Below are 19,354 nucleotides of genomic sequence, written 5' to 3'. Positions count from 1 at the left end.
AAGGCTTCCACCAGCAGTAATCTCTGCTGCCGAACGAGGCTGCGTTGCTCGCGTTGCGGCCCAGGGGGCTCCCGTCGTAGCGGGGAACTCGACAAAGCTGCAGCGCCTGGTCGGCGATGGTCGATGCGGGACCAGGTATGGAAAAGTCGTGGGAATTGCATCGCGCGGGATCATGGGTACCGACCTTGAATCTTCAGCCATACCACCCTGAACCATCGATATCTGCCTCTAACTCGACCACTGTTCCGGCGTAATCAAAGGTGGCCCATCGATTCGCTCTTCCGTTGCAATTGAGCCGACGCGCTCTTAAGAAGGGCCGACAGCATCAGTGTAGCGTTGTCGTGGGTAGACAGGTAAAAGAGGAAGCCTTGCTCCATCCACTTGAGCATTCAGTCTGCCTGCACTTCCTCCACCTAACCGATTTACTTGCACGAGATCGCCGCCGTGACTGACATCAAGATCGAGGGACTGGTTTGCCCGGTCACCAAGATGCCGTTGACCATCCTTGGCGATCAAGCCGTCTCCACCGCGGACAGGAGCATCGCGTACCCCTTGCAGGACGGTGTCCCCGTTCTGCTCGGACCTGAGGCCATCACGGACAAGTCGTGGACCCGCGCCGAGATGGAGTTCTACAACACCATCGGTCGCAAGAGAGCCGAACAGCTGCGCGCCGACGGCTCGGCGAAATCCATTGACTCGATCGGCATGCAACACGTGTTCCGCATCGCCACTCTTCGGCCCGAGCAACGGCACCAGTTTCCCGAGCCGTCATCGCTGTGGGCCTGCGACAACATCGACGCGGCCAGCGAGACCGACTGTTACCGTCACATCGGCCCCGTCATCGGGAAACGGGTGGTCCAGGTCGGCGGCAGCGGAACGGTGCCGCTTCTGCTTCTGCTTGCCGGCGCCGCAGAGGGGATATTGATCACGCCGATGATCGGCGAGGCGCTCGTCGCGCTGGAAATCGCCAGGCTCCTCGACGTCCCCCTGCGCTGCATCGTTGGCATCGGCGAGGAGATTCCTCTCGCCGATCAATATGCCGACGTATGCTTTGTCGGCGGCTGCGTGCATCACATGAGAACCGAAATCGCAATGCCCGAGATGGCGCGCATCCTCAGACCGGGTGGCAAATTCGCGGCGATCGAGCCCTGGAAGGCGCCTGGCTATACGATCGGCACCGCCATTTTCGGCAAGCGTGAAGCCAATTCATTCTGCAGCCCGATCACCAAGGAGCGTGCCGCGCCGTTCTTTCGCGCGTTCGGAAGCGCGGATTGCGTGCATCACGGGGCGATCACGCGCTATCCCGCCATCGTCGCGCAAAAGGCCGGGTTCAGATTGTCGGTGCCGAAGGCCGAGTGGGTGACGCGGACCGACGATGCGATCTGCAACTGCATCCCCTTCGCTCGCAAAATGGGCAGCGCGATTGCCATGTTGGCAACCAAATAGCCCAGCGGGAAAACCGGTCGATACAGCGATCATTCCGCAATATCATTCGACCGGTGTGATAGTTAAATCGTGAAGCAGTTTTCTTCGACGCGGCGCGGGCGCCCCACCCAGAATGCAAGAACAGACGACTGATGATCGCATAGTTTCCGGCACGATCCCGTCCGATCGGGCTCGGCTCCTGCTTATCCTCGCGTGTCACGTCGCGTGCTGCTGCGTCTCCCTGCTTGTCGTCGTCGATTCCTATGGGGTCCCGCTGCGACTCGCGGCCATCGACGGCAGCCGCGTCTGGGCTGCCGCGATCAACGTCGCCGCCTTTGCCGCCGTCGCGCCGATCTTCGCGTTCGCCCGCTTCAGTTTCGGCTACGCGCTTGGCTTCTACTTCTACACCATGATCCTGGGCTATCTCTGGCTCGTCGCATTCTCGACCTTTCCCTACAATCACGCCATGGCGTCGGTGTCCGCGTTCGCCTCGGCACTCGCCTTCATGGCGCCCGTGCTTCTGATCAATTCACCCGCGAAGCCACGGTTCGCGTTGACGCCCGACGCGCTGAACAAGCTGCTGTCGTTCATCCTGGCTGTGGCAGTGGCGGTCATCGCAGCGGGCGCGATCTATAATTTCCGGTTCGTCAGCTTCAGCGACATGTCGACGTTTCGAGACGAACTCAAATTTCCCCGAGCGCTAGAATATGCCATAGGGATCACCTCGGGCGCGCTGCTGCCCTTCGCATTTGCCTGCTTCCTACGCGTTCGGATGCGCTTGCGGGCCACACTGTGCCTGGTCCTGCTCGCCTTGTTCTGGCCGATCACACTGAGCAAGACGTCCCTGTTCGCCCCGCTCTGGCTGATGTTCTTGGTCGGCCTGAGCCGCATCCTCAGCATACGGATGGCCGTCATCGCGTCCCTGCTGCTCCCGCTGGCGTTGGGAGTGCTGGCCGCGGCGCTCTATGCCCGGGGCCTGCTTCCGGAGCGGACGTTCTACACCTATTTCGGGACCGTGAATTTCCGGATGGCAGCGCTGACCTCGAGCGCGCTGGATTTCTACAACGACTATTTTTCCAGAAATGATCTGATGTACTTCTGTCAGATTGGCCTAATCAAAAGCTTCGTGACATGCGCCCATCAGGAGCAGCTCTCGGTGGTGATGCAGAACGCCTATCACATAGGCAATTTCAATGCGTCGCTGTTCGCGACCGAGGGCATTGCATCCGTGGGCATGACCTTCGCACCGCTGGCGGCTCTGGGGTGCGGACTCTTGATCAGTCTGGGCAACCGTGCCTCCGCAGGACTGCCCGGCGATTTCGTCCTCATCTCCGGGGGAATGATGCTGAACATCCTGATGAACGTGCCATTGTCGGTCGCCTTGGTCACCCACGGCGCCTTGATTCTCAGTCTGCTCTGGTACGTGACGCCCCGGGGGCGCAGCTAGTCAATAAACGGCGCCTCGCCAGAGACGAGCAGCGCACGTCCGTCTTGCGTCCGCCGGATCCGAGCCGCGCGCCAACCTGTCTGCACCCAATAGACACGCGACGCGTCGGCGGTCGCTTTGGCGACGATTGCAGCGGGCCGCGGTCGCCGCGCTCGGATACAGCGAGGCGGCCCCGGCCCTGCGCTACCGGCAGATCGTGCGAGGCCTGTTCGAGAAGCGACCGCCTGCCTAGAATTTCCTGATCAGCCCGATGACCTCGTCCTGCTGCTCGCCGGTGATCTCGGCGAACATAGGCAGGGAGAGTATCCAGCTCTGGTCTGCCACCGCCCTCGGGAATTGATCCGGGCGATGCTCAAACCGCGCGTAGGCCGGTAGCAGCGGCAACGCGGTCGGATAGTTGATGGCGGTCTGCACCCCATGCTCGTTCAGATACGCCGCGAGGGCGTCGCGCCGCTCATGCTTGATTGTGTAGAGATGATAGACATGCGTGCGGCCCGGCGCGACGGCCGGCACCTCCACGCCGTCGAGCTGGTTGAGCCCGGCGTCGTAGATCCGGGCGGCATCCTGACGAGCCTTGGTCCAGGCCTCCAAGTGCTTCAGCTTGGCAGACAGGATCGCCGCCTGCATTCCATCGAGCCGACTATTGATGCCCTCGATCAGGTGGTTGTGCTTCACAAGGCCGCCATGGCGGGCCAGCATGGCCATGCGCTCGGCGAGCGCCGAATCGTTGGTCACGACGGCGCCGGCGTCGCCGAAGGCCCCGAGGTTCTTGCCGGGGTAGAACGAATAGGTCGCGGCTGCGCCGAACGTTCCAACCGGCTGGTCGCGAAACTTCGCCAGATGGGCCTGCGCGCAATCCTCCAGAACCCAGAGGCCGTGCTTGCGGGCAATCGCCATGATGGCGTCCATGTCCGCCGGCTGCCCATAAAGATGGACCGGGATGATGCCGACCGTGCGCGGCGTGATCGCGGCTTCGATCGCGGCCGGATCGATCGTGAAAGTCGCACCATCCGTGTCGCAGAACACGACGCTCGCACCGGAGTGCGTGACCATCGCGGACGTCGAGATCCATGAATGGGCCGTTGTGATGACCTCGTCGCCGGGCTTGACCCCGAGCGCCACCATCGCGAGGTAAAGCGCATCCGTACCATTGGCGCAGGACACGCAATGCTTGATCTGCGCCGCCGCGGCGAACTCCTGCTCGAACGTGTCCACGTAAGGACCGCGGATGAACGCATTGTCGCGAATGACTGCCGCAATGGCGCCGTCGATCTCCTCCTTGATAGAGCGATATTGCAGACCAAGATCCGCGAAAGGTACTGCCATTGATGAATCCCTCTATGTGTGCGGCCTGATCAGGCGCGCCGGATTTCCGGCGTAGATGCCTGGAGCCGCAATGTCCTTCGTGACGACGGTGCCGGCCCCGATCACGACATCGTCGGCGATGCTGACCGGCATGATCGTGGCATTTGAGCCGATCGAGACCCGGTTGCCGATTTTCGTCGAGCGCCACAACTCCCGCCGCCCGCGCGCCGGCCCCCCGGTCGCAAACGTATCGTTGATGAACATGACGCCATGGCCGACGAAGCAATCCTCGCCCACCGACACCAGCTCGCAGATGAAAGCGTGCGATTGGACGCGCGTTCGTGCGCCGATGACAACACCTGTCTGGATCTCGGTAAAGGGTCCGACAAAGCAATCGTCGCCAATCGTGCAGCCGTATAAATTGCAGGGTTCGACCAGCTTGACGCGCTCGCCGAACTGGACGTCGCGCACGCCAACCTGGGATACGATCGGCCTATTCATTTGAACGTGCCCAGCCGGCTTCGGCGGGGCTCGAAACGAAGCGCCACCTCCTGCCCGGTCTCGATCGATTCATACAGCGCCGAGATCAGTTCGAGGCTCTTGCGCCCCTGCAAACCATCCACCAGCGCCGACCGCTGACGCAGGAGGCAATCCAAGACGTGCTGATAATAGGCCTGATGGCCGAAACCGTAGACGTTGGGCGGATTCACGGAGAACTTCTCGATGACGACCTTGTCGCTAGGGAGTTCATCGACGAAGCGCCAGTGCCTGATCTGGTTGACGGCGAATCCCGCGATCTCGACCATGCCCTTCTCTCCCAATATGGAGAGCGAGCCTTCGATATCCTTCGGCCGGACCGCGGTGGTGGCCTCGATGATACCCAAGGCGCCGTTGCGAAACTTGAGGGTTGCGACCGCCGTGTCTTCCGTCTCGATATTCACCAGTGCAGTGGTGGACCGCGCATGAACGCTGACGACGTCACCGAAGAACCACTCCAGCATGTCGATGTGATGGCTCGCCTGGTTGGTGAGCACGCCGCCATCATAGGCCCAGGTGCCGCGCCAGGCGTCCTGATCGTAGTAGCTCTGGTCACGGCACCAGCGCACCCGGACCGTGCCAAGGACAAGCCGTCCGAACCGGCCCGACTCCAGGGCTTCGCGCGCCTTGACCACAGGAACGTTGAAGCGGTTCTGCTTGACAACGAACAGCTTCACGCCGGCTTCGTCGCAAGCGCGGATCATGTCGTCGGCGTCTTGCAGCCGAAGCGCCATCGGCTTTTCCACCACAACATGCTTTCCCGCGCGCGCGCACGCGATGGCATGCTGCGGATGCATACCGCTGGGCGTCAGCACGGCGACGGCGTCGATGTCCTCTCGCGCTAGAAACTCGTCGATATTGTCGAATGCCGCAATTCCGAATTTGGTGGCAACGGCATCAGCGCGCGCCTTGACGATGTCGCAGGCTGCGACGAGACGCGCACCCTCGATCTGATTGCCGCCCAGAAGCTCCGAATGGCGTTTGGCGATGCGCCCACAACCAAGCAAGCCGAACCTTATCATCATACCTCCCCTTTAGCTCGCTCGCCGGACCGATCTCGTACGCGCCCCACAAGTCTGAGCCAAGCGTATTCAAGAAATTCATTCTCGATCAAGACAATAATACCAGTTTAGAGCTCCAGATGCCGCTCCGGACGAGCGCATCCAAGGAAGCGCTCATGCGCATCTGACGCGATTTGCTCGAGCCCGGTCGGCTGGACACGAGCATATTCTGCCGCACCTATGGTAGCAGCTTCCGCATTGCGGGACGGCCCCGATCGGCGGACCCGCTCCCCGCCCACAAACCCGCGTAATCTGAGCCCAGGTTTTTTGTCCGCCATCCGCCTCCGTTAAATGAGCCCGATGCAGAGATTTTTGCGCAATCCGCCCATGCAAGCCCCCGAACGCGCTTCCGGCGCCTCGGTAAGCCGACTCACGTTGGGTCTGCTCATTTTCGTTCATATCGCTATGTGCTGCGTTTCCCTTGTATTCGTCCTCCAGCACTATGGAAGAATGCTGCCGATCGCGGCAAACAGCTTCCCCCGCCTCGAAGCCGCAGCCCTCGCCGTGATACCATTTGCCTTATGCGCGATCGTCTTCGCATTCAGGCGCTTCAGCTTCGGCTATGCAGTCTCCTTTTACTTCTTCTCGTTGATCCTGGGCTATCTGCGGCTCATCGAATTTTCGACCTTCCAGTACGATCACCGGACCGCCGCGATCTCCGCATTCGCGTCCGGAATCGCGTTCCTCATCCCTGCATTGTTCCTGACATCGCCCTTCCCTCGAACCTTCGAGCTGTCCGCGAAGCAGCTCACCGTTCTTCTATGGGCCATTTTGCTGGAATCTGTCGCGATCCTCGTCGTAGGCTCTGTGTTTAGTTTCCAGCTGGTGAGCCCCTCCGAGATCTACAATTTTCGCAACGACATTGCGCTTCCGCGATGGTTGAACTACGCCGTCCTGATCTCCTCGAGCAGCCTGCTGCCGTTCGCCTACGCCTGTTTCATACGACTGAGGAGCTATCGCCGAGCCGCGCTATGTCTGTTGCTGCTGCTGTTGTTCTATCCCGTCACGTTGACGAAACTATCCCTGCTTGCGCCTGGCTGGCTGCTGTTCCTGACCGTTCTTTCGCGTTATTTCGACGGCCGCACAGCCACCATCTTGTCGCTTCTCCTGCCGATCTTGGCGGGCGTGCTGATCACAGCCGGGGAGACATACGGCCTGCTGCCGAATCAGCTTTCGGCACCGTATTTCGGCACAGTCAACTTTCGCATGATCGCGATGCCCTCCAGCGCGCTCGACTTTTATAACGACTTCTTCGCGTCGCACGAGCTCACGCACTTCTGTCAGATTACATTCGTCAAGAGTCTCATGTCGTGTCCCTACAAGGACCCGTTGTCAGTCGTGATGCAAGACAGCTATCATATCGGCTACTTCAACGCGTCGTTGTTTGCCACGGAAGGTATTGCGTCGGTCGGCCCCAGGCTCGCCCCGTTTTCCGCTTTCGCCTGCGGTCTTGTAATCGGCCTTGGCAACCGCGCATCCTCGGGCTTGCCGGAGCAGTTCATTCTTCTCTCGGGGGGATTGTTGCTCCAAGTCCTTTTGAACGTGCCGTTGACGATTGTTGTCGTGTCGCACGGTGCAGCAATGATGTTTCTGCTTTGGTATGTTACCCCGCGGGATGTATTGGATCAGCCGCCGACGCATCTGCTCCAGGGCGCGAGTAGCCGCAAACTCTGATCCAACAGAATCGACATTTATGCGCGTACTCATCCTCAATGCGGACTACTCGCGATACCTGACATGGCTGTACGGTCGCCACCCCGGTCTGGTGACAGCGTCGTATGCGGACCAAATGCGCGCCCGCAACGCCAGCCTGTTCGGAGTCAATGACTTCTATTCAAGGAACTTCCGTGCGCTGGGGCATGAGGCGAAGGAGATCCACGTCAACAATGCGTGGCTCCAATCGGCCTGGGCGCGCGAGCACGGCATCACCTGGGAAGCGCCGAAATCGTGGGACGTGAGCCGAAAGGACCGCCTGCCGGGTTGGTTGCAGCGGACCATCGCGCCGATGAAGCCGATGCTGCGACCGCTGGCCCGGCGCATTGGACTGAGCCCTCGCCTGGACCAGCAACTCGAGCGCGTTCTCCTCGCCCAGATCGAAGATTTCAGGCCAGACCTGATCCTCAATCAGGACGTTTTCTACGTGACCCCCAGCTTGGTCGAGCGCATCAGAGCCATCTCTGGGCCAAAGGTCATTGGGCAGGTGGGCATCGAGCCCTCTCGCGGCGAGAATTGGCGGGTCTACGATCTCATGCTGTCGCAATTGCCTCGCGTGGTTGCTAAGTTCACGGCGGCTGGCGTGCGGGCGCGCGTCAGCCATCTCGCTTTCGAGCCGGATGTCCTGCAGCAATTGCCGCCAACCCCGGCCTTGGACGTAGACGTCTCCTTCGTGGGATCCGTATCGGAGGACCATCGGGAGCGGATTGCGCTGCTCGAATTCGTGGCGGAGCGGTTCGATCTGAAGTTGTGGGGCAACATCCCTAATTCGTTGCCCGCCGCCTCGCCACTTCGCAGATGTTTTCAGGGAGAAGTCTGGGGCTCGGAGATGTACCAGGTCCTGAGGCGCTCCCGCATCACCCTGAATTCGCACATCGACATCGCCGGGAACGAAGCAGGCAACATGCGCCTGTTCGAAGCAACCGGGGTCGGAACATTCCTGCTGACTGACTTCAAGCAGAACCTGCATACGCTGCTTGAACCGGATCGGGACGTTGCTGTCTGGCAGTCGCCGGCAGAATGCGCCGCGGCAATTGATCGTTACCTGCGAAACGATGGCGAGCGTAAAGTCATCGCTGCCGCCGGGCAACAAACGACGCTTGCCCGCCACAATTATCGCACACGCGTGCAAGAGATTCTGGACTTTATCGCCTAGGAGGAACGCGGAGTTCGCCCGCCCCGACCCAACCTTGACGGGACGTGCGAAAATGGCCAAAGTCACCTGCCTCAAACCTAACGTATTGTAACGGCTGACTTTTGGGGAATCCCAGATGAGTGAGCGCGGCCGATTCATTGGCGACCGAGGACAGATCGCGCGCTCCGCGGAGGCTCCGAGAGAAATTGTGACGTGAGCGTCTTTGCAAGATGCGCCGATTTCAGCCACGAACTGATCGCGCAGGCGACCAGCCGCGCCGAACAGGCGGGATTTGGGCCGCCTACCCGGTTGCTAGGAAGAGCGCCAAGGAGTGAGTTGAGATGAGACCGTTGCGCCTAGCGGTAATGCTGGAGCAAGCCATTGAAGTTGGCGGCGGCTTCCAGCAGCCCCTGAACGATGCGTTGTGGCTGCATGATTGGGGGAAGAAATCCGGCAATGTAGTCGTGGTGTATTCACCCTACCCCCGGACGATAGAAGTCCTGAAGGAATTCGGCATCGAAGGCCGCCTCCTCAAGTTCGGCGTTTTGGATCACGGATTTCTCTTCCTCAAATACTGCCGCCCGTTCGATCTCATCCAGATCGCACTCAAGGCGAAGTCGCTATTCGAGAGAACTCTGATCAAGGATGGGATCGACGTTATTCATTTCACGTCGACGTCGAAGCGGCACCTGCTACTTTACCAGCTTCCGTTCACCATGACGATCTTCGATGGCTGCCATCGAGACACTCCGGAATTCCCGGAAGTTCGAGCGTTCGGCGAATTTGAAAGGCGGGAGATTTTATTCAGTTTGGCCTGCACGAAGGCAGCAATTGTGATCGCCAATGCCCCCGAACTGGTCGACAGTCTTTGCCGTCGATACGCCATGGAGCGCGACCGCGCCGTCTGCATACCACTCTCGCCATCGCCATATGTCGCGCAATCGACAAAGGACGGCGCAACCGACGCAGCTGTCCTTCGGAAACATGGGCTTGAGCCCGGCTATCTGTTCTATCCGGCGCAGTTCTGGCCGCACAAGAACCACATGACGCTTCTCAGGGCACTCTCACTGCTGCGCGAAAAAGGCATCACAGAGCGCCTGGTGCTGTGCGGTTCGGATCGGGGCACTTTTGAAAGGATCGACGCGGCTATTGCGGCCTGTGGCTTCTCAAAACAGGTTTCCATCATCGGCTTCGTCGATTCGTCCGACCTCGGCGCCCTCTACCGCGGGGCCTCCGCGCTCGTCATGCCGAGCTATTTCGGCCCGACCAACATGCCTCCGCTCGAAGCCTGGGCGGTTGGAACACCCGTGATCTATCCCGAGGCATTCAAGGGGCAGGTCGGGGACGCCGCCATCTTGTTCGACTATGACGAGCCACAGTCGCTGGCAGATGCCATCCTCGCGCTTCGCATGGACGGCACGCGTGAACGCTTGTGTGAGGCGGGTTATCGTCGGCTGGAACAGTTCACAGCCGAAAGCAAACTCGGACAAGAACGGTTCACACAGCAGATGCAGCGGCTGAAACACCGCTTGGCTCTGACCCTGCGCTGAACCGTTAAGGCTTGCCGGATCAGGAGGGAATCCGAGAGATCAGGCTTGCGCGCAAGCCTGATCTCAGAAGCGGACTTGCGATCGCGCCGACAATCATCAGCCAGATGACGCATTCGGACAGGAAATGCGTTACTCCGCTCCCAGGGGCAATTTCAGCAACCATCGTCCCCAACGCCCAGCCAGGCACCACGATGGTCACGGCGATGAGGGCCAGGAAGGCCATGTGCCGGAGCGGATTTCGCAAGGTCTGCCTCATCAAGAGAACAGCGAGCAGGCCAAACTGGATGCCAAAGTCGCTCGCGACGATCGCAAGAGCCGCGCCTAGCGGACCCAACCCGCGTATCAGCAGGACCGACAGTCCCAGAAACAAAATGAGCTGCAGCCCCTTTGTCCGAACCAGCAGATCGGCGCGGTTGCTGTGGCTGGCAAAACCAAGAGCAAGCAAGGCCGGAGCGACGGTAACGGCCCCAAGCAGTAACGTGACCGCGAGCGGCATGTCCAGGGGAATGCTGCCGTGGGTCCAAAGCGCAAAGAAGTCGGCCCAGAATGACAGCAGGGCGGCCACGACGACGCTGGCGAGCGCCGTCACCAGCACCGAGCCATAGGCATAATGCCGGCGCAGCCGCTCATGTTCGCCGACAGCATAGTCGTGACCAAGTTCTGCCGCCATCGGCAGGACCATCTGACTGCACAACCCCCTCACCAGACTAGCCATGACGCGCGTCAGCCCCCACTGGGCGACCGCGACCCGATCTGCAACGAAAGCGCTGACCAGGAGCACCGGCAGATTTGTCAAGGCCAGTTCGGCCGCGTTGGCAACGCCGAATGGTATGGCGCGACCGAGTTGTCCGATGGCCCACCGCCACGACCACGCACGATGTCCACGTTTGAGAAATGGAAACAGCCGCGGCGCATCGATCGCAATCAGGAAAATTGCAAACAAAAGCTGCGTCGAGATATAGGCGATGGCGACAGCGAGCAGACTGCCAAACAAGGCCACCGCCACGATCTGCGCAATTTGAGTCAGCAGGAGAGCGCCGCTCAGTAGCCAGGCGATCCGGCCGAATTTTCCCCGCGCGCGATAGAGAGCTGAAGTCACACTGGCGGGCAAAGTAAGAAGCATCCCCACCATCATGACCAGCATGGCGGAATCGAACGAAGCCGTCGCCTTGAACCCCAGCATTACGGAAGGCTGCAGACACAGAGCGATGGCAACCACCCCAACGCCCAGGAAGAGAACGAGGCGGAGGTAAACCTGCATTGTTCCGCTGTAGAAACTGCCCGTCCGTCCGTCGCAGTCGGCGCACGCCTTGAAGGCAAGGAATCGGTTGACTGCTCGCGACTGAAGACCGGAGTCAGCGACGATCATGAAGCTTCCCGCCGCAAAGATGGCAAACCAAGCCGCGAGCGTATCGCTCGACCAGAAATGCAGGTACGCCGGAACGAGAAGAAGTTGCTGGGTCAACCCCAGGACGACCAGAACGAGGTTTGCCGACCAGCCATGCAGAAGTCGACCCAAGCGGCCCTCTGCTCCGGGACCGCTGTCTGGCCTAGAGCTGCCTCGCGCATCCGCTTGTATGCCGGTCAAGCCCGAACCTTCCTCAAAACGTGAGCTCGCGCAGCGCCGGGAGAGCAGAGCAAGCTGCTACCTGTCCGTGGCGGTCGCCACTTGCTTCCTGCGGGGGAAAACGCCAGTTTAACGCGATTTCATCCTTCCACCGAGCATGTCTTTTAAGGCGGCACGTAAATCGGAGCAATGCCGGCCGGGCCGACGCCAAGGTCGGGGCAGCAGCGGTGCTGCGGCTCAGGGGGAGACCCGTTCGAAGGGAAACCGTTGGGAGCCCTGTTCCTGCGCATCCGGCTCTCGTTCCGCAACGTTGTAGCCCCGGTGAGCCTCCAAGAAACCGGGCCTCCGGCATCCACGTTCGAGCGAATTTCACGACTTTTTCACTCTGCGCAAGCAGTGTCCCCGGCCGTGGTGGCTGAGGAATGAGCTGCGCACCTCCTGCTTCATTGAGCCCGTGGTGATCGGCACGCGATACCAAATCATTGTCGGCGGACGAACAGCGCAAAGCTGTCGGACGGTATCCAACGGAGCTGGTGTGTACTGAATGGCTCCGTTGGCGTGCACGAGTTCGACTTGGCCAAGCCAGTCGGCGGCCGCCGCAATGTCAGTGAAGAATTTCAGGTTGTCAGTCGCAAGCTCTAGCGCGCGCAGCACCATTGGTGTTGTTTCTACCACTGCCCAGCGAATCGTTGGAGTCTGCTGCGCCGCGAGCTTGTAGTGGAGACCACAGCCCCCGCCGAATTCGATAACGGTGTCCACGCCTGCAACAAGCGGCCACTCGCCGGTGGGGTGGTAGGCAATCGTTTTGCGGAAGATGGTCTCCGAAAGCTCGTCGTTATCATAGCCTTCGATCACCTCTTTAGGCGTGAAGCGCTTTCGTCTGATCCTGCGTGCGATGTTCGAGAGCATAGGCAGATACCTCGGGGGAAACGCGCGGCTCCGTTGTCGGTTGCGTGGAGGTGGTGCTCACAACCTCTCATGGTGCGTCCGTAATGGGCCGTTGGGGGTCCAGCAAGGCGCCCGGGTCAGCCTCAGGCCCAAGTAGCACGTGCTACCAAATTGTCATAAACTATAGTGGTGTCTGCGCTGTAGCCTATCATGGGCATTGAGACAATCACTTGAAGACGTTCGAATCGGCATCGCGTGCACAAATGCATTCGCCTTCCCCCTCGCTTGGCATGATCACATGCTCTAAGAAGAATGCAACATGAGGAGAAACCAGCTCTCCGTTCCGACAAACCATTGAAACAGGGTGTGTGCGCAGTGAACTCAGGTCGCCTGCTACGGCGTGGCTATATGCCCGGACGCCTGCTGAGTTGGGCCCAATTCTTTCCCAATTATCGATTTTTTCCCGCACTCTCGATTGTACTGGCCACAACGATTGGCTTGCTGCTTGTCATCAATCGCGGCTTCGATGTGACCGACGAGGCGATGTATCTGTACGACATGGAGCATGCCGGACCGAGTTCGGGCACGCATATTTACCTGATCGCCGGCAAGCTGGGCCACCTGTTCCACAACAACATCGTTGTCTGGCGCGTCATTTCACTTTGCCTGAACATCGCCTGCTCTCTGATCTTTGCCGCTGGATTCTGGCGCCTGGGCGCAGGCCTGGGCCTCTTCGGAAATTCCCGCTCGAAATCGGACCGGACGGGATTCTTCATTGCTGTTCTGATTGGGTCGCTCGGATATTACGGTGCGGGCCCACCTACTCTTTCGTCGAACAGCGTGGCGGCATGCGGCTTGCTCGCCGGCACGGGACTTCTTGCACTTGCCGTGACGGCCGCGCCCGGCATCCGTCGTCACGTCCTGGTTGCGCTGTCGTCGCTGGCAATCGTGCTACTCGAGGCGGCCCGGATCAGCGCAGGCGCAGGCTATCTGCTGGCCGCGCCCGCGATGCTGTGGCTGGCCTCCATGCTTTTAGGCTGGCAGGCGACGATCAGGCTCGTTCTGCTGCACATCCTCTTCGGAGTGCTCTGGACAATCGTGCTGGCGACTGCGTTCGACGCATGGCAGCAGATCTTGCCGGTGATTCAGCTCATGCTGAGCACAGGCGATTCAGAAGGGTCGTCCTATAACTACGGAGTACTGGCTGCGGAGCATCTAACCGATCTTTTCGGCTTCGCCTGGCAATCCCTACGCTATGCAGCCGCCGCCGTTGGAGTCGGGCTCGTTACGAGCCTGCCGCTGGGCTGGCGAGCTTTTTCCACGTCTCCGTCGCCGCCTGGGCTCCGTCAGGTCCGAGCCCGCATCCTATTTTTTGCGGCTCTTCTGCCGTTGATCTCGCTGTGGGGCTACCTTTCGCTGGTCGACATCTTCACGAACTGGCCGCCGGGCCTTTGCGCCGACAAAGCCATGATCGTTTGTGACCAGCCGACCGGCTTGACCGGTCGGGCCTTCATGTATGCCGTCGGCGGACAGATTGTCGTTGCGGCCCTGTTCGTCATGCTGGATCGGCTTCTTCTAAAAAAAAGCGCATCATTCGATGAGACCGGTCGCTGGACCGCCTCGGCCTGGTCGATTCTTCTCGCTCTGCTGCTGATCCTCACGATAGTCACGTCACTCGGCACCAACACGGGCTTACTCGCGCACAGCATCTTCTGCATGGGGCCGCTGATGGCGGCGGGATACATTGCGCTTACACATGCGGGTTTGCGCCTAGGCCGGATACCTGCCTGCGTTGCGCCCGTCTCGCTCATCTGCTTTTCGTTGCTTGTGGTCGTCTCCGTTGCACATAATCGCATATTCTTTCCGTATCGGGTGGATGGGACGATCTTCAGGCAGACTACACGGCTCGATCACCCGCCTGAGCTCAAGGGTCTCAAGGTCAGCGCGAGCCTGTCGAGCGAGCTGGCGAACATCGAGCGTGCTCTTCTAAGCGCCGGCTTCGACCGGCAGCGCGATCTTGTTCTCCCGATCTACAACATGCCTGGTCTTATCGTCGGCACCAACACACGCGCATTCGGATTCGCCTGGCTCGACACAGGGCCGGGCTGGGACGACATCAACTGTCATCGTATCAAGACCGATCCGGCCGACCTCCGTTCTATCGGACGGCTTTTCGTGCTATCCAACAGCCCTGCAAGTCCTGCTTTGGTCAACTGCCTCAGGGAACGCGGTGTCGATATGGCGGCCGAGCAGATGATTGCGACCATTCCAATTGAAGCTACTCCGCCCGTAAAAGTGGGCATCGTCCCCATTCCTTAAGGCGCCCACCGCCAGCAACCGTCTTCTCAGGATCTCAACCCGACCAGCCTCAGAATGTCGTACAGCACTCGTCCAGACCGATGGCACGCCTGCATCCTCTATGTCGGCTTTGCCATAGCCGTCGCGATTTCGCTTCTTTCCTATTTCGACGCGCTGTCTCAGTACGCGACCGCTGACCAGGACGTCACCGCGCTCCGGCTGACTAACTTTCTGCGCGATCCGCGATCAGCGTCTCTGGCACAAGGATCGATGATTTCCAACCTTGTTGTCGCCGGACCCGCGCAGCTGCTCGCAGGCCTGCTCGGCTGGTTCTGGCACGCCGACGATCTCATCGTCTGGAACATCCACTCCACGAAGATACTGCCCTTCGCCATCGTCCAGGTCACGGTCTCGCTCGCGCTAATCCTGTATCTGGCGCACTCCGCGACCGAACTGGCGCGCCCCGACGCCACGTCGCGGCGGATCGCCCTTCTCTTCGCATTGGCGGTGATCATGAACTTTCCGATGCTGAAAGGGCTGGTGAAGGTTCTAAAATATGACGCGCTATCGACACTGTTTTCGGCAATCGCCGTGCTTTGCTATCTGCGCTATCGCACGGCCAGTCCATCCTCCTCCAAAGCCTTTCCCGTCGCATCGATCGGCTTCTTCGCGGCACTCGCCTATCTGGAGAAGGATTCCACCATCTCGAACACGGTCCTGATCCTACTGATCGAAACGACGTTGATCCCGTTTTCGTCGGCAGACGGGTACGCCGCACTACTTCGGCTGACGCGCTTTCTCGGCGTGGTCGCGCTGTCTTTCTTCGTCACCAGCTTTGTCGCCTCGCCGATCTACTGGCAACACCCACTCGAGGTCACTACCCTGTTTTCGAGTGTCGGGCCGTATCTCGTCAACGTGCCGATGGGACTTGCGCTATTGGGCGCCGTGGTGCTGGCCTCCCTCTATATCCTCGTTCCGATGATACGGCCGGCATGGCCAGCGCGGATCGGCCTGCCTGTGTTCCAGAAGGCCGCGCTGCTGTTTTCCACAGCGGCAGTCATGGTCTTCGCCGTCGTGAGCGTGATCTTTCAGGAGAACCTCATTTTCGACCCGACCATTGCCGGCAACGATCTCGCCCCTGCTGATCTTGCTGCGCGATCGATCTACGTGTCGAAGCCGATCGCCTTCAGCTCCATCACGACGATGGACCAGAGCGCCTGGATCACCCACGCCAAGGTTCTATTCGGCATCATCAGAACGCTGTTCTACACGATTCCGGAGATCACGGTCGTCATGATTGCGACCGCCGCTCCCCTTTTTCTATTCCTGTCCCGCAACGATGAACACCTCTTCAAGTCGCATGCAGGCACCCTGCTTCTGCTGATGGCAGTGCCAGCTGCAACGCTGTTGGCATACGCGATCGGCGACGTACCTTTCGACCCGAAATATCTCGTCCTCGTAAGCCTTCTGCTCACCATCTATGGGACGTTTCCGGCGCTGGTCGCCCTGGCCAAGGCCCCTCCGCGCGTTCTTGCCTCGACCGCTTGTCTCTTGGTGATGTGCGCGGTCCTGCGGACCGCATTTGAAGCGGCTCCCACCAACCTGCGCTACAAGAACATCCTGCGCGATCGCACGGTTGAAAACGCATCAGCCATTGACATGAACCAATACATCTGGTGGATGTGGCCGGGCTGGGGAGAAACGACGTATTTCATCTCTCGCTATCTGGAGAAAAATGTCGATCGACCCGTAAAAATCGCATTCGACAACCGACCGCCGTTCTACGCAAGCCCTTCGCTCAATTGGGTTCTACTCGACTTCGACCATTGCCAGTCTCTGGACGATTTGAGAGCGATCTTGAACGCAACCGCGGTGGCGGATTCCGATTTCCTGGTCGTCAGCAAGAATATGGGCAACCGACGCTGGTGTTTGAATCAAATCTTGCGGCAGATGCGGGACAAGGCGGTCTATGTCGATCGCCAGCAAGGCTTCGATTACAGCTGGCTGTTCAGATACAGCGATGTCCAGCGGGCGTTCCAGCATTGACGACGCGTTGTGCGCGGCATGCTGGCCCGTGCAACGCCGGTTGACGGACCCAGGCGCTTCGACCGGTCCTTATTCGCGCTCCAGTAGAAGACGGGCGGAGCCGTTGAAAAGCCTGACAGATCGGCTATAAGGCCCCAATAATGCTGCCAGGCGTTGGGGAACCGTCCCGAACCAGCTGGCGCCTACCAGTCATCCTGCTCGCAGAAGCATGATTTCCAAAGGAGTTCTTTTGGAACGCACCCAGCTCAGCGTCGTCATCCCCGTTTACAACGAAACGGGGGCTCTGACCAACCTCATCGGCGAAATCAGGTCGGTCTGCGAGACTCATAACTACGAGTATGAGATTATCGTGGTCGACGATGGCTCGACTGATGGCACCGCTGAAGTTGCAGCCGGCTTGCCCGGGGTGACGGTCGTTTGTTTCCGCCGGAATTTTGGCCAGACCGCCGCCTTCGACAGCGGCTTCCAGATGGCGAGATTCCCCTATGTCGTCACCATGGATGGCGACGGACAAAACGACCCGAACGATATCCCGAAGATGATCGCGTATCTGGAAGCGAACAACCTCGACGTTGTCGCCGGATGGCGGAAATTCCGAAAGGATACGTTCGGCAAGCGCATCATATCGCGCGGCGCGAATTTGCTGCGAAAGATGTTCCTGCGCGACAACATCCACGACAGCGGCTGCTCACTCAAGATCTTCCGCCGCGACTGCTTCGAGAATTTGCGGCTCTACGGCGAGATGCACCGGTTCATTCCCGCCCTGCTGCAGATGCAGGGCTTCTCGGTCGGCGAGCTCGCGGTCAATCATCGGCCGCGAACGAGCGGGCGTTCGAAATACAACGTATTTCGGACGTTCAAGGGCCTTGCCGACATGATGCTGCTGTGGTTCTGGCGCAGCTACTCGGTGCGGCCAATCCACCTCCTGGGAGGCGTCGGCGTCCTCCTACTCGTGATATCGGCTCTGTTCGGACTACGAACCGTGTACCTGTTCTTCAACGAGCAGAAACTGTCGAGCACGCTCGAGCCGCTCTTGACCGTGTTCACCTTCATCGCCGGACTGCTGTTCGTATCGCTCGGAATCCTGACGGACCTCCTCGTCAAAATCTACTACGCGGTGGAAGACGTGCCGTACTACTCGATCCGCAAAGTCATCCGCCCGGGCTCGGTCGGCGAGAAGCCGGTCACGATCTCGACCAGCAACGCCAGACAGGCCGACAGCGATCGTTCGTTGGCATCCTGATGCCGCGCCGAGAAAATTACATGCCATCGAGCGAGATCTCCGATCTGGCCATTTCTGCCTTTCCGCTCTCGAAGGGGCATAGCACGGGTCGGGGTCTCGAGCGTGTGATTGCCGAGCTCGTCACGGGCCTGGAAGCCATTGGCCAGCCCTACACTTTCTACGACCGCGGCATCATTCGCAGCGAATTGTTGGCCATGACGCAGGCCGCAAGCTTCGCGCTCGAACTCCGCCGCAAGCGTCACGACCTTTGGTTCGCGGTCTATCCGATCGCCGGGATCTTTCCCATTTTGGCTGCGCAGCGTCCGGTCGTCACGGGCCTATACGATCTCATCCCGTTCCTTGCGACGGGCTACGACAATGCCGCCAAGTACTTCATCAAGCGCCGCTGCATCGAATTTACATGTCTCCGCAGTGACGGCATTATTGTTCCATTTCCGTCGACGGCCAAGCAGATCCGCGAGTTGTTCGGTGTCCCCGCTGAGCGGGTCGAGGTCATCCCGCTCGGTATCGACCACAAGACCTTTTTTCCCGAACCTCAAATCGAGCGGCGGCCCCTCCACTTCGGCTTTCTCGGTGAGGCAAAACGCGCCAAGGGTCTGGACACAACGATCATCGCCTTTTCGAAGATCTTGCCTCAGTTGCCGAATGCCCATCTGTGGATCGCAAGCGACGGCAACGAGATCGATGAGATGAAGGAACTGGCGCGGCGCCTGATACCGGAGCCGAACTACAAGTTCCTAGGCTTCATCCCAGAGACCGAAATTCGTCGCTTCTATTGTGGCCTCGATCTGTTTCTATTCCCGTCGCGCTACGGTTTTGGAATGAGCCCCGTCGAGGCCATGGCTTGCGGGACGCCCGCGATCGTCGGACGGACACTGGATTCGGAGGACTTCTTCACCCAGAAGCTTTCGCTCGCGGACCCGAACTCTCCCGATGAGCTCGCCCAGCGCATATTTGTGCTATGCACCGAGCGAGACCGCTACAACGAGCTCCGCGATTGGGGACTTGCCCGGGTCCAGACGTTGTCCTGGGAAAACATGGCGCGCCATTATCTGGCGTTTTTCAAGACGGTCAAGGCGGACTATGCCGTTCGGCAGAGCCGAGCCGAGAGAGCGCCCTCCGAAGCATGAAACGGTCAG

Annotated in this window: 14 protein-coding genes; 9 read left to right on the top strand and 5 right to left on the bottom strand. The window is 59.8% G+C overall.

What is annotated here, in order from left to right:
• Nucleotides 1–444: 444 nt before the first annotated feature.
• Together IVB28_RS29490 and IVB28_RS09365 are read left to right on the top strand one after the other, a co-directional pair.
• Nucleotides 445–1,446, top strand: a complete 1,002-nt coding sequence (locus IVB28_RS29490) for a methyltransferase domain-containing protein (protein WP_247525787.1) — start codon at nt 445–447, stop codon at nt 1,444–1,446.
• 112 nt (nt 1,447–1,558) lie between these two features.
• A complete protein-coding gene (locus IVB28_RS09365) occupies nt 1,559–2,872 on the top strand; it encodes a hypothetical protein (RefSeq protein WP_247525786.1) in 1,314 nt (437 codons plus the stop codon).
• 228 nt (nt 2,873–3,100) lie between these two features.
• On the opposite strand, the gene IVB28_RS09360 is transcribed toward IVB28_RS09365, so the two are convergent.
• Genes IVB28_RS09360 through IVB28_RS09350 form a run of 3 tightly spaced genes read right to left on the bottom strand, consistent with a single transcriptional unit; the run spans nt 3,101 to nt 5,736 of the window.
• Nucleotides 3,101–4,198 carry a DegT/DnrJ/EryC1/StrS family aminotransferase gene (locus IVB28_RS09360; protein ID WP_247525785.1) on the bottom strand — a complete coding sequence of 366 codons (1,098 nt, stop codon included), beginning with the start codon at nt 4,196–4,198 and terminating at the stop codon, nt 3,101–3,103.
• Between the two features lie 12 nt (nt 4,199–4,210).
• A complete protein-coding gene (locus IVB28_RS09355; protein ID WP_247525784.1) occupies nt 4,211–4,678 on the bottom strand; it encodes an acyltransferase in 468 nt (155 codons plus the stop codon).
• Nucleotides 4,675–5,736, bottom strand: coding sequence for a Gfo/Idh/MocA family oxidoreductase (locus IVB28_RS09350; RefSeq protein ID WP_247525783.1), 1,062 nt, complete (start codon nt 5,734–5,736; stop codon nt 4,675–4,677). Before IVB28_RS09350 ends, IVB28_RS09355 begins: the two co-directional genes overlap by 4 nt.
• A gap of 339 nt (nt 5,737–6,075) precedes the next feature.
• Between IVB28_RS09350 and IVB28_RS09345 the strand changes: the two genes are divergently transcribed.
• The 3 genes from IVB28_RS09345 (at nt 6,076) to IVB28_RS09335 (ending at nt 10,173) form a co-directional block, all read left to right on the top strand.
• Nucleotides 6,076–7,449, top strand: coding sequence for a hypothetical protein (locus IVB28_RS09345; RefSeq protein WP_247525782.1), 1,374 nt, complete (start codon nt 6,076–6,078; stop codon nt 7,447–7,449).
• Nucleotides 7,450–7,468: 19 nt separating this feature from the next.
• Nucleotides 7,469–8,644, top strand: a complete 1,176-nt coding sequence (locus IVB28_RS09340) for a glycosyltransferase (RefSeq protein ID WP_247525781.1) — start codon at nt 7,469–7,471, stop codon at nt 8,642–8,644.
• Nucleotides 8,645–8,964: 320 nt separating this feature from the next.
• Nucleotides 8,965–10,173, top strand: a complete 1,209-nt coding sequence (locus IVB28_RS09335) for a glycosyltransferase family 1 protein (protein WP_247525780.1) — start codon at nt 8,965–8,967, stop codon at nt 10,171–10,173.
• A gap of 19 nt (nt 10,174–10,192) precedes the next feature.
• Here IVB28_RS09335 and IVB28_RS09330 read toward each other — a convergent pair whose 3' ends face one another.
• A complete protein-coding gene (locus tag IVB28_RS09330) occupies nt 10,193–11,692 on the bottom strand; it encodes a hypothetical protein (RefSeq protein ID WP_247525779.1) in 1,500 nt (499 codons plus the stop codon).
• A 417-nt stretch (nt 11,693–12,109) separates the two neighbouring features.
• Nucleotides 12,110–12,649, bottom strand: a complete 540-nt coding sequence (locus IVB28_RS09325) for a hypothetical protein (protein ID WP_247525778.1) — start codon at nt 12,647–12,649, stop codon at nt 12,110–12,112.
• Between the two features lie 387 nt (nt 12,650–13,036).
• Here IVB28_RS09325 and IVB28_RS09320 point away from each other — a divergent pair, with 387 nt between their 5' ends.
• The 4 genes from IVB28_RS09320 to IVB28_RS09305 all read left to right on the top strand — a co-directional run bounded on the left by IVB28_RS09320 (nt 13,037) and on the right by IVB28_RS09305 (nt 19,345).
• On the top strand, nt 13,037–14,947 hold the full coding sequence (locus tag IVB28_RS09320; protein ID WP_247525777.1) for a hypothetical protein: 1,911 nt from the start codon (nt 13,037–13,039) through the stop codon (nt 14,945–14,947).
• A gap of 54 nt (nt 14,948–15,001) precedes the next feature.
• Nucleotides 15,002–16,972, top strand: a complete 1,971-nt coding sequence (locus IVB28_RS09315; RefSeq protein ID WP_247525776.1) for a hypothetical protein — start codon at nt 15,002–15,004, stop codon at nt 16,970–16,972.
• Nucleotides 16,973–17,201: 229 nt separating this feature from the next.
• Nucleotides 17,202–18,215, top strand: a complete 1,014-nt coding sequence (locus IVB28_RS09310; protein ID WP_247525775.1) for a glycosyltransferase family 2 protein — start codon at nt 17,202–17,204, stop codon at nt 18,213–18,215.
• A 20-nt stretch (nt 18,216–18,235) separates the two neighbouring features.
• Entirely contained in the window at nt 18,236–19,345 is a 1,110-nt protein-coding gene (locus tag IVB28_RS09305) for a glycosyltransferase family 1 protein (RefSeq protein ID WP_247525774.1), read from the top strand.
• Nucleotides 19,346–19,354: the final 9 nt, after the last annotated feature.

This window comes from Bradyrhizobium sp. 199 (genome assembly GCF_023073355.1).
Taxonomy (GTDB): Bacteria; Pseudomonadota; Alphaproteobacteria; order Rhizobiales; family Xanthobacteraceae; genus Bradyrhizobium.
Note: the sequence above shows the minus strand (reverse complement) of the source record. Positions and strands in the feature narration are given on the sequence as shown.

Coding starts and splice junctions, on each gene's coding strand:
- IVB28_RS09340 (WP_247525781.1), top strand. CDS start 7,469: ATGCGCGTACTCATCCTCAATGCGGACTACTCGCGATACCTGACATGG.
- IVB28_RS09345 (WP_247525782.1), top strand. CDS start 6,076: ATGCAGAGATTTTTGCGCAATCCGCCCATGCAAGCCCCCGAACGCGCT.
- IVB28_RS09315 (WP_247525776.1), top strand. CDS start 15,002: ATGTCGTACAGCACTCGTCCAGACCGATGGCACGCCTGCATCCTCTAT.
- IVB28_RS09320 (WP_247525777.1), top strand. CDS start 13,037: ATGCCCGGACGCCTGCTGAGTTGGGCCCAATTCTTTCCCAATTATCGA.
- IVB28_RS09305 (WP_247525774.1), top strand. CDS start 18,236: ATGCCATCGAGCGAGATCTCCGATCTGGCCATTTCTGCCTTTCCGCTC.
- IVB28_RS09350 (WP_247525783.1), bottom strand. CDS start 5,736: ATGATAAGGTTCGGCTTGCTTGGTTGTGGGCGCATCGCCAAACGCCAT.
- IVB28_RS09360 (WP_247525785.1), bottom strand. CDS start 4,198: ATGGCAGTACCTTTCGCGGATCTTGGTCTGCAATATCGCTCTATCAAG.
- IVB28_RS09335 (WP_247525780.1), top strand. CDS start 8,965: ATGAGACCGTTGCGCCTAGCGGTAATGCTGGAGCAAGCCATTGAAGTT.
- IVB28_RS09355 (WP_247525784.1), bottom strand. CDS start 4,678: ATGAATAGGCCGATCGTATCCCAGGTTGGCGTGCGCGACGTCCAGTTC.
- IVB28_RS09365 (WP_247525786.1), top strand. CDS start 1,559: ATGCAAGAACAGACGACTGATGATCGCATAGTTTCCGGCACGATCCCG.
- IVB28_RS09325 (WP_247525778.1), bottom strand. CDS start 12,649: ATGCTCTCGAACATCGCACGCAGGATCAGACGAAAGCGCTTCACGCCT.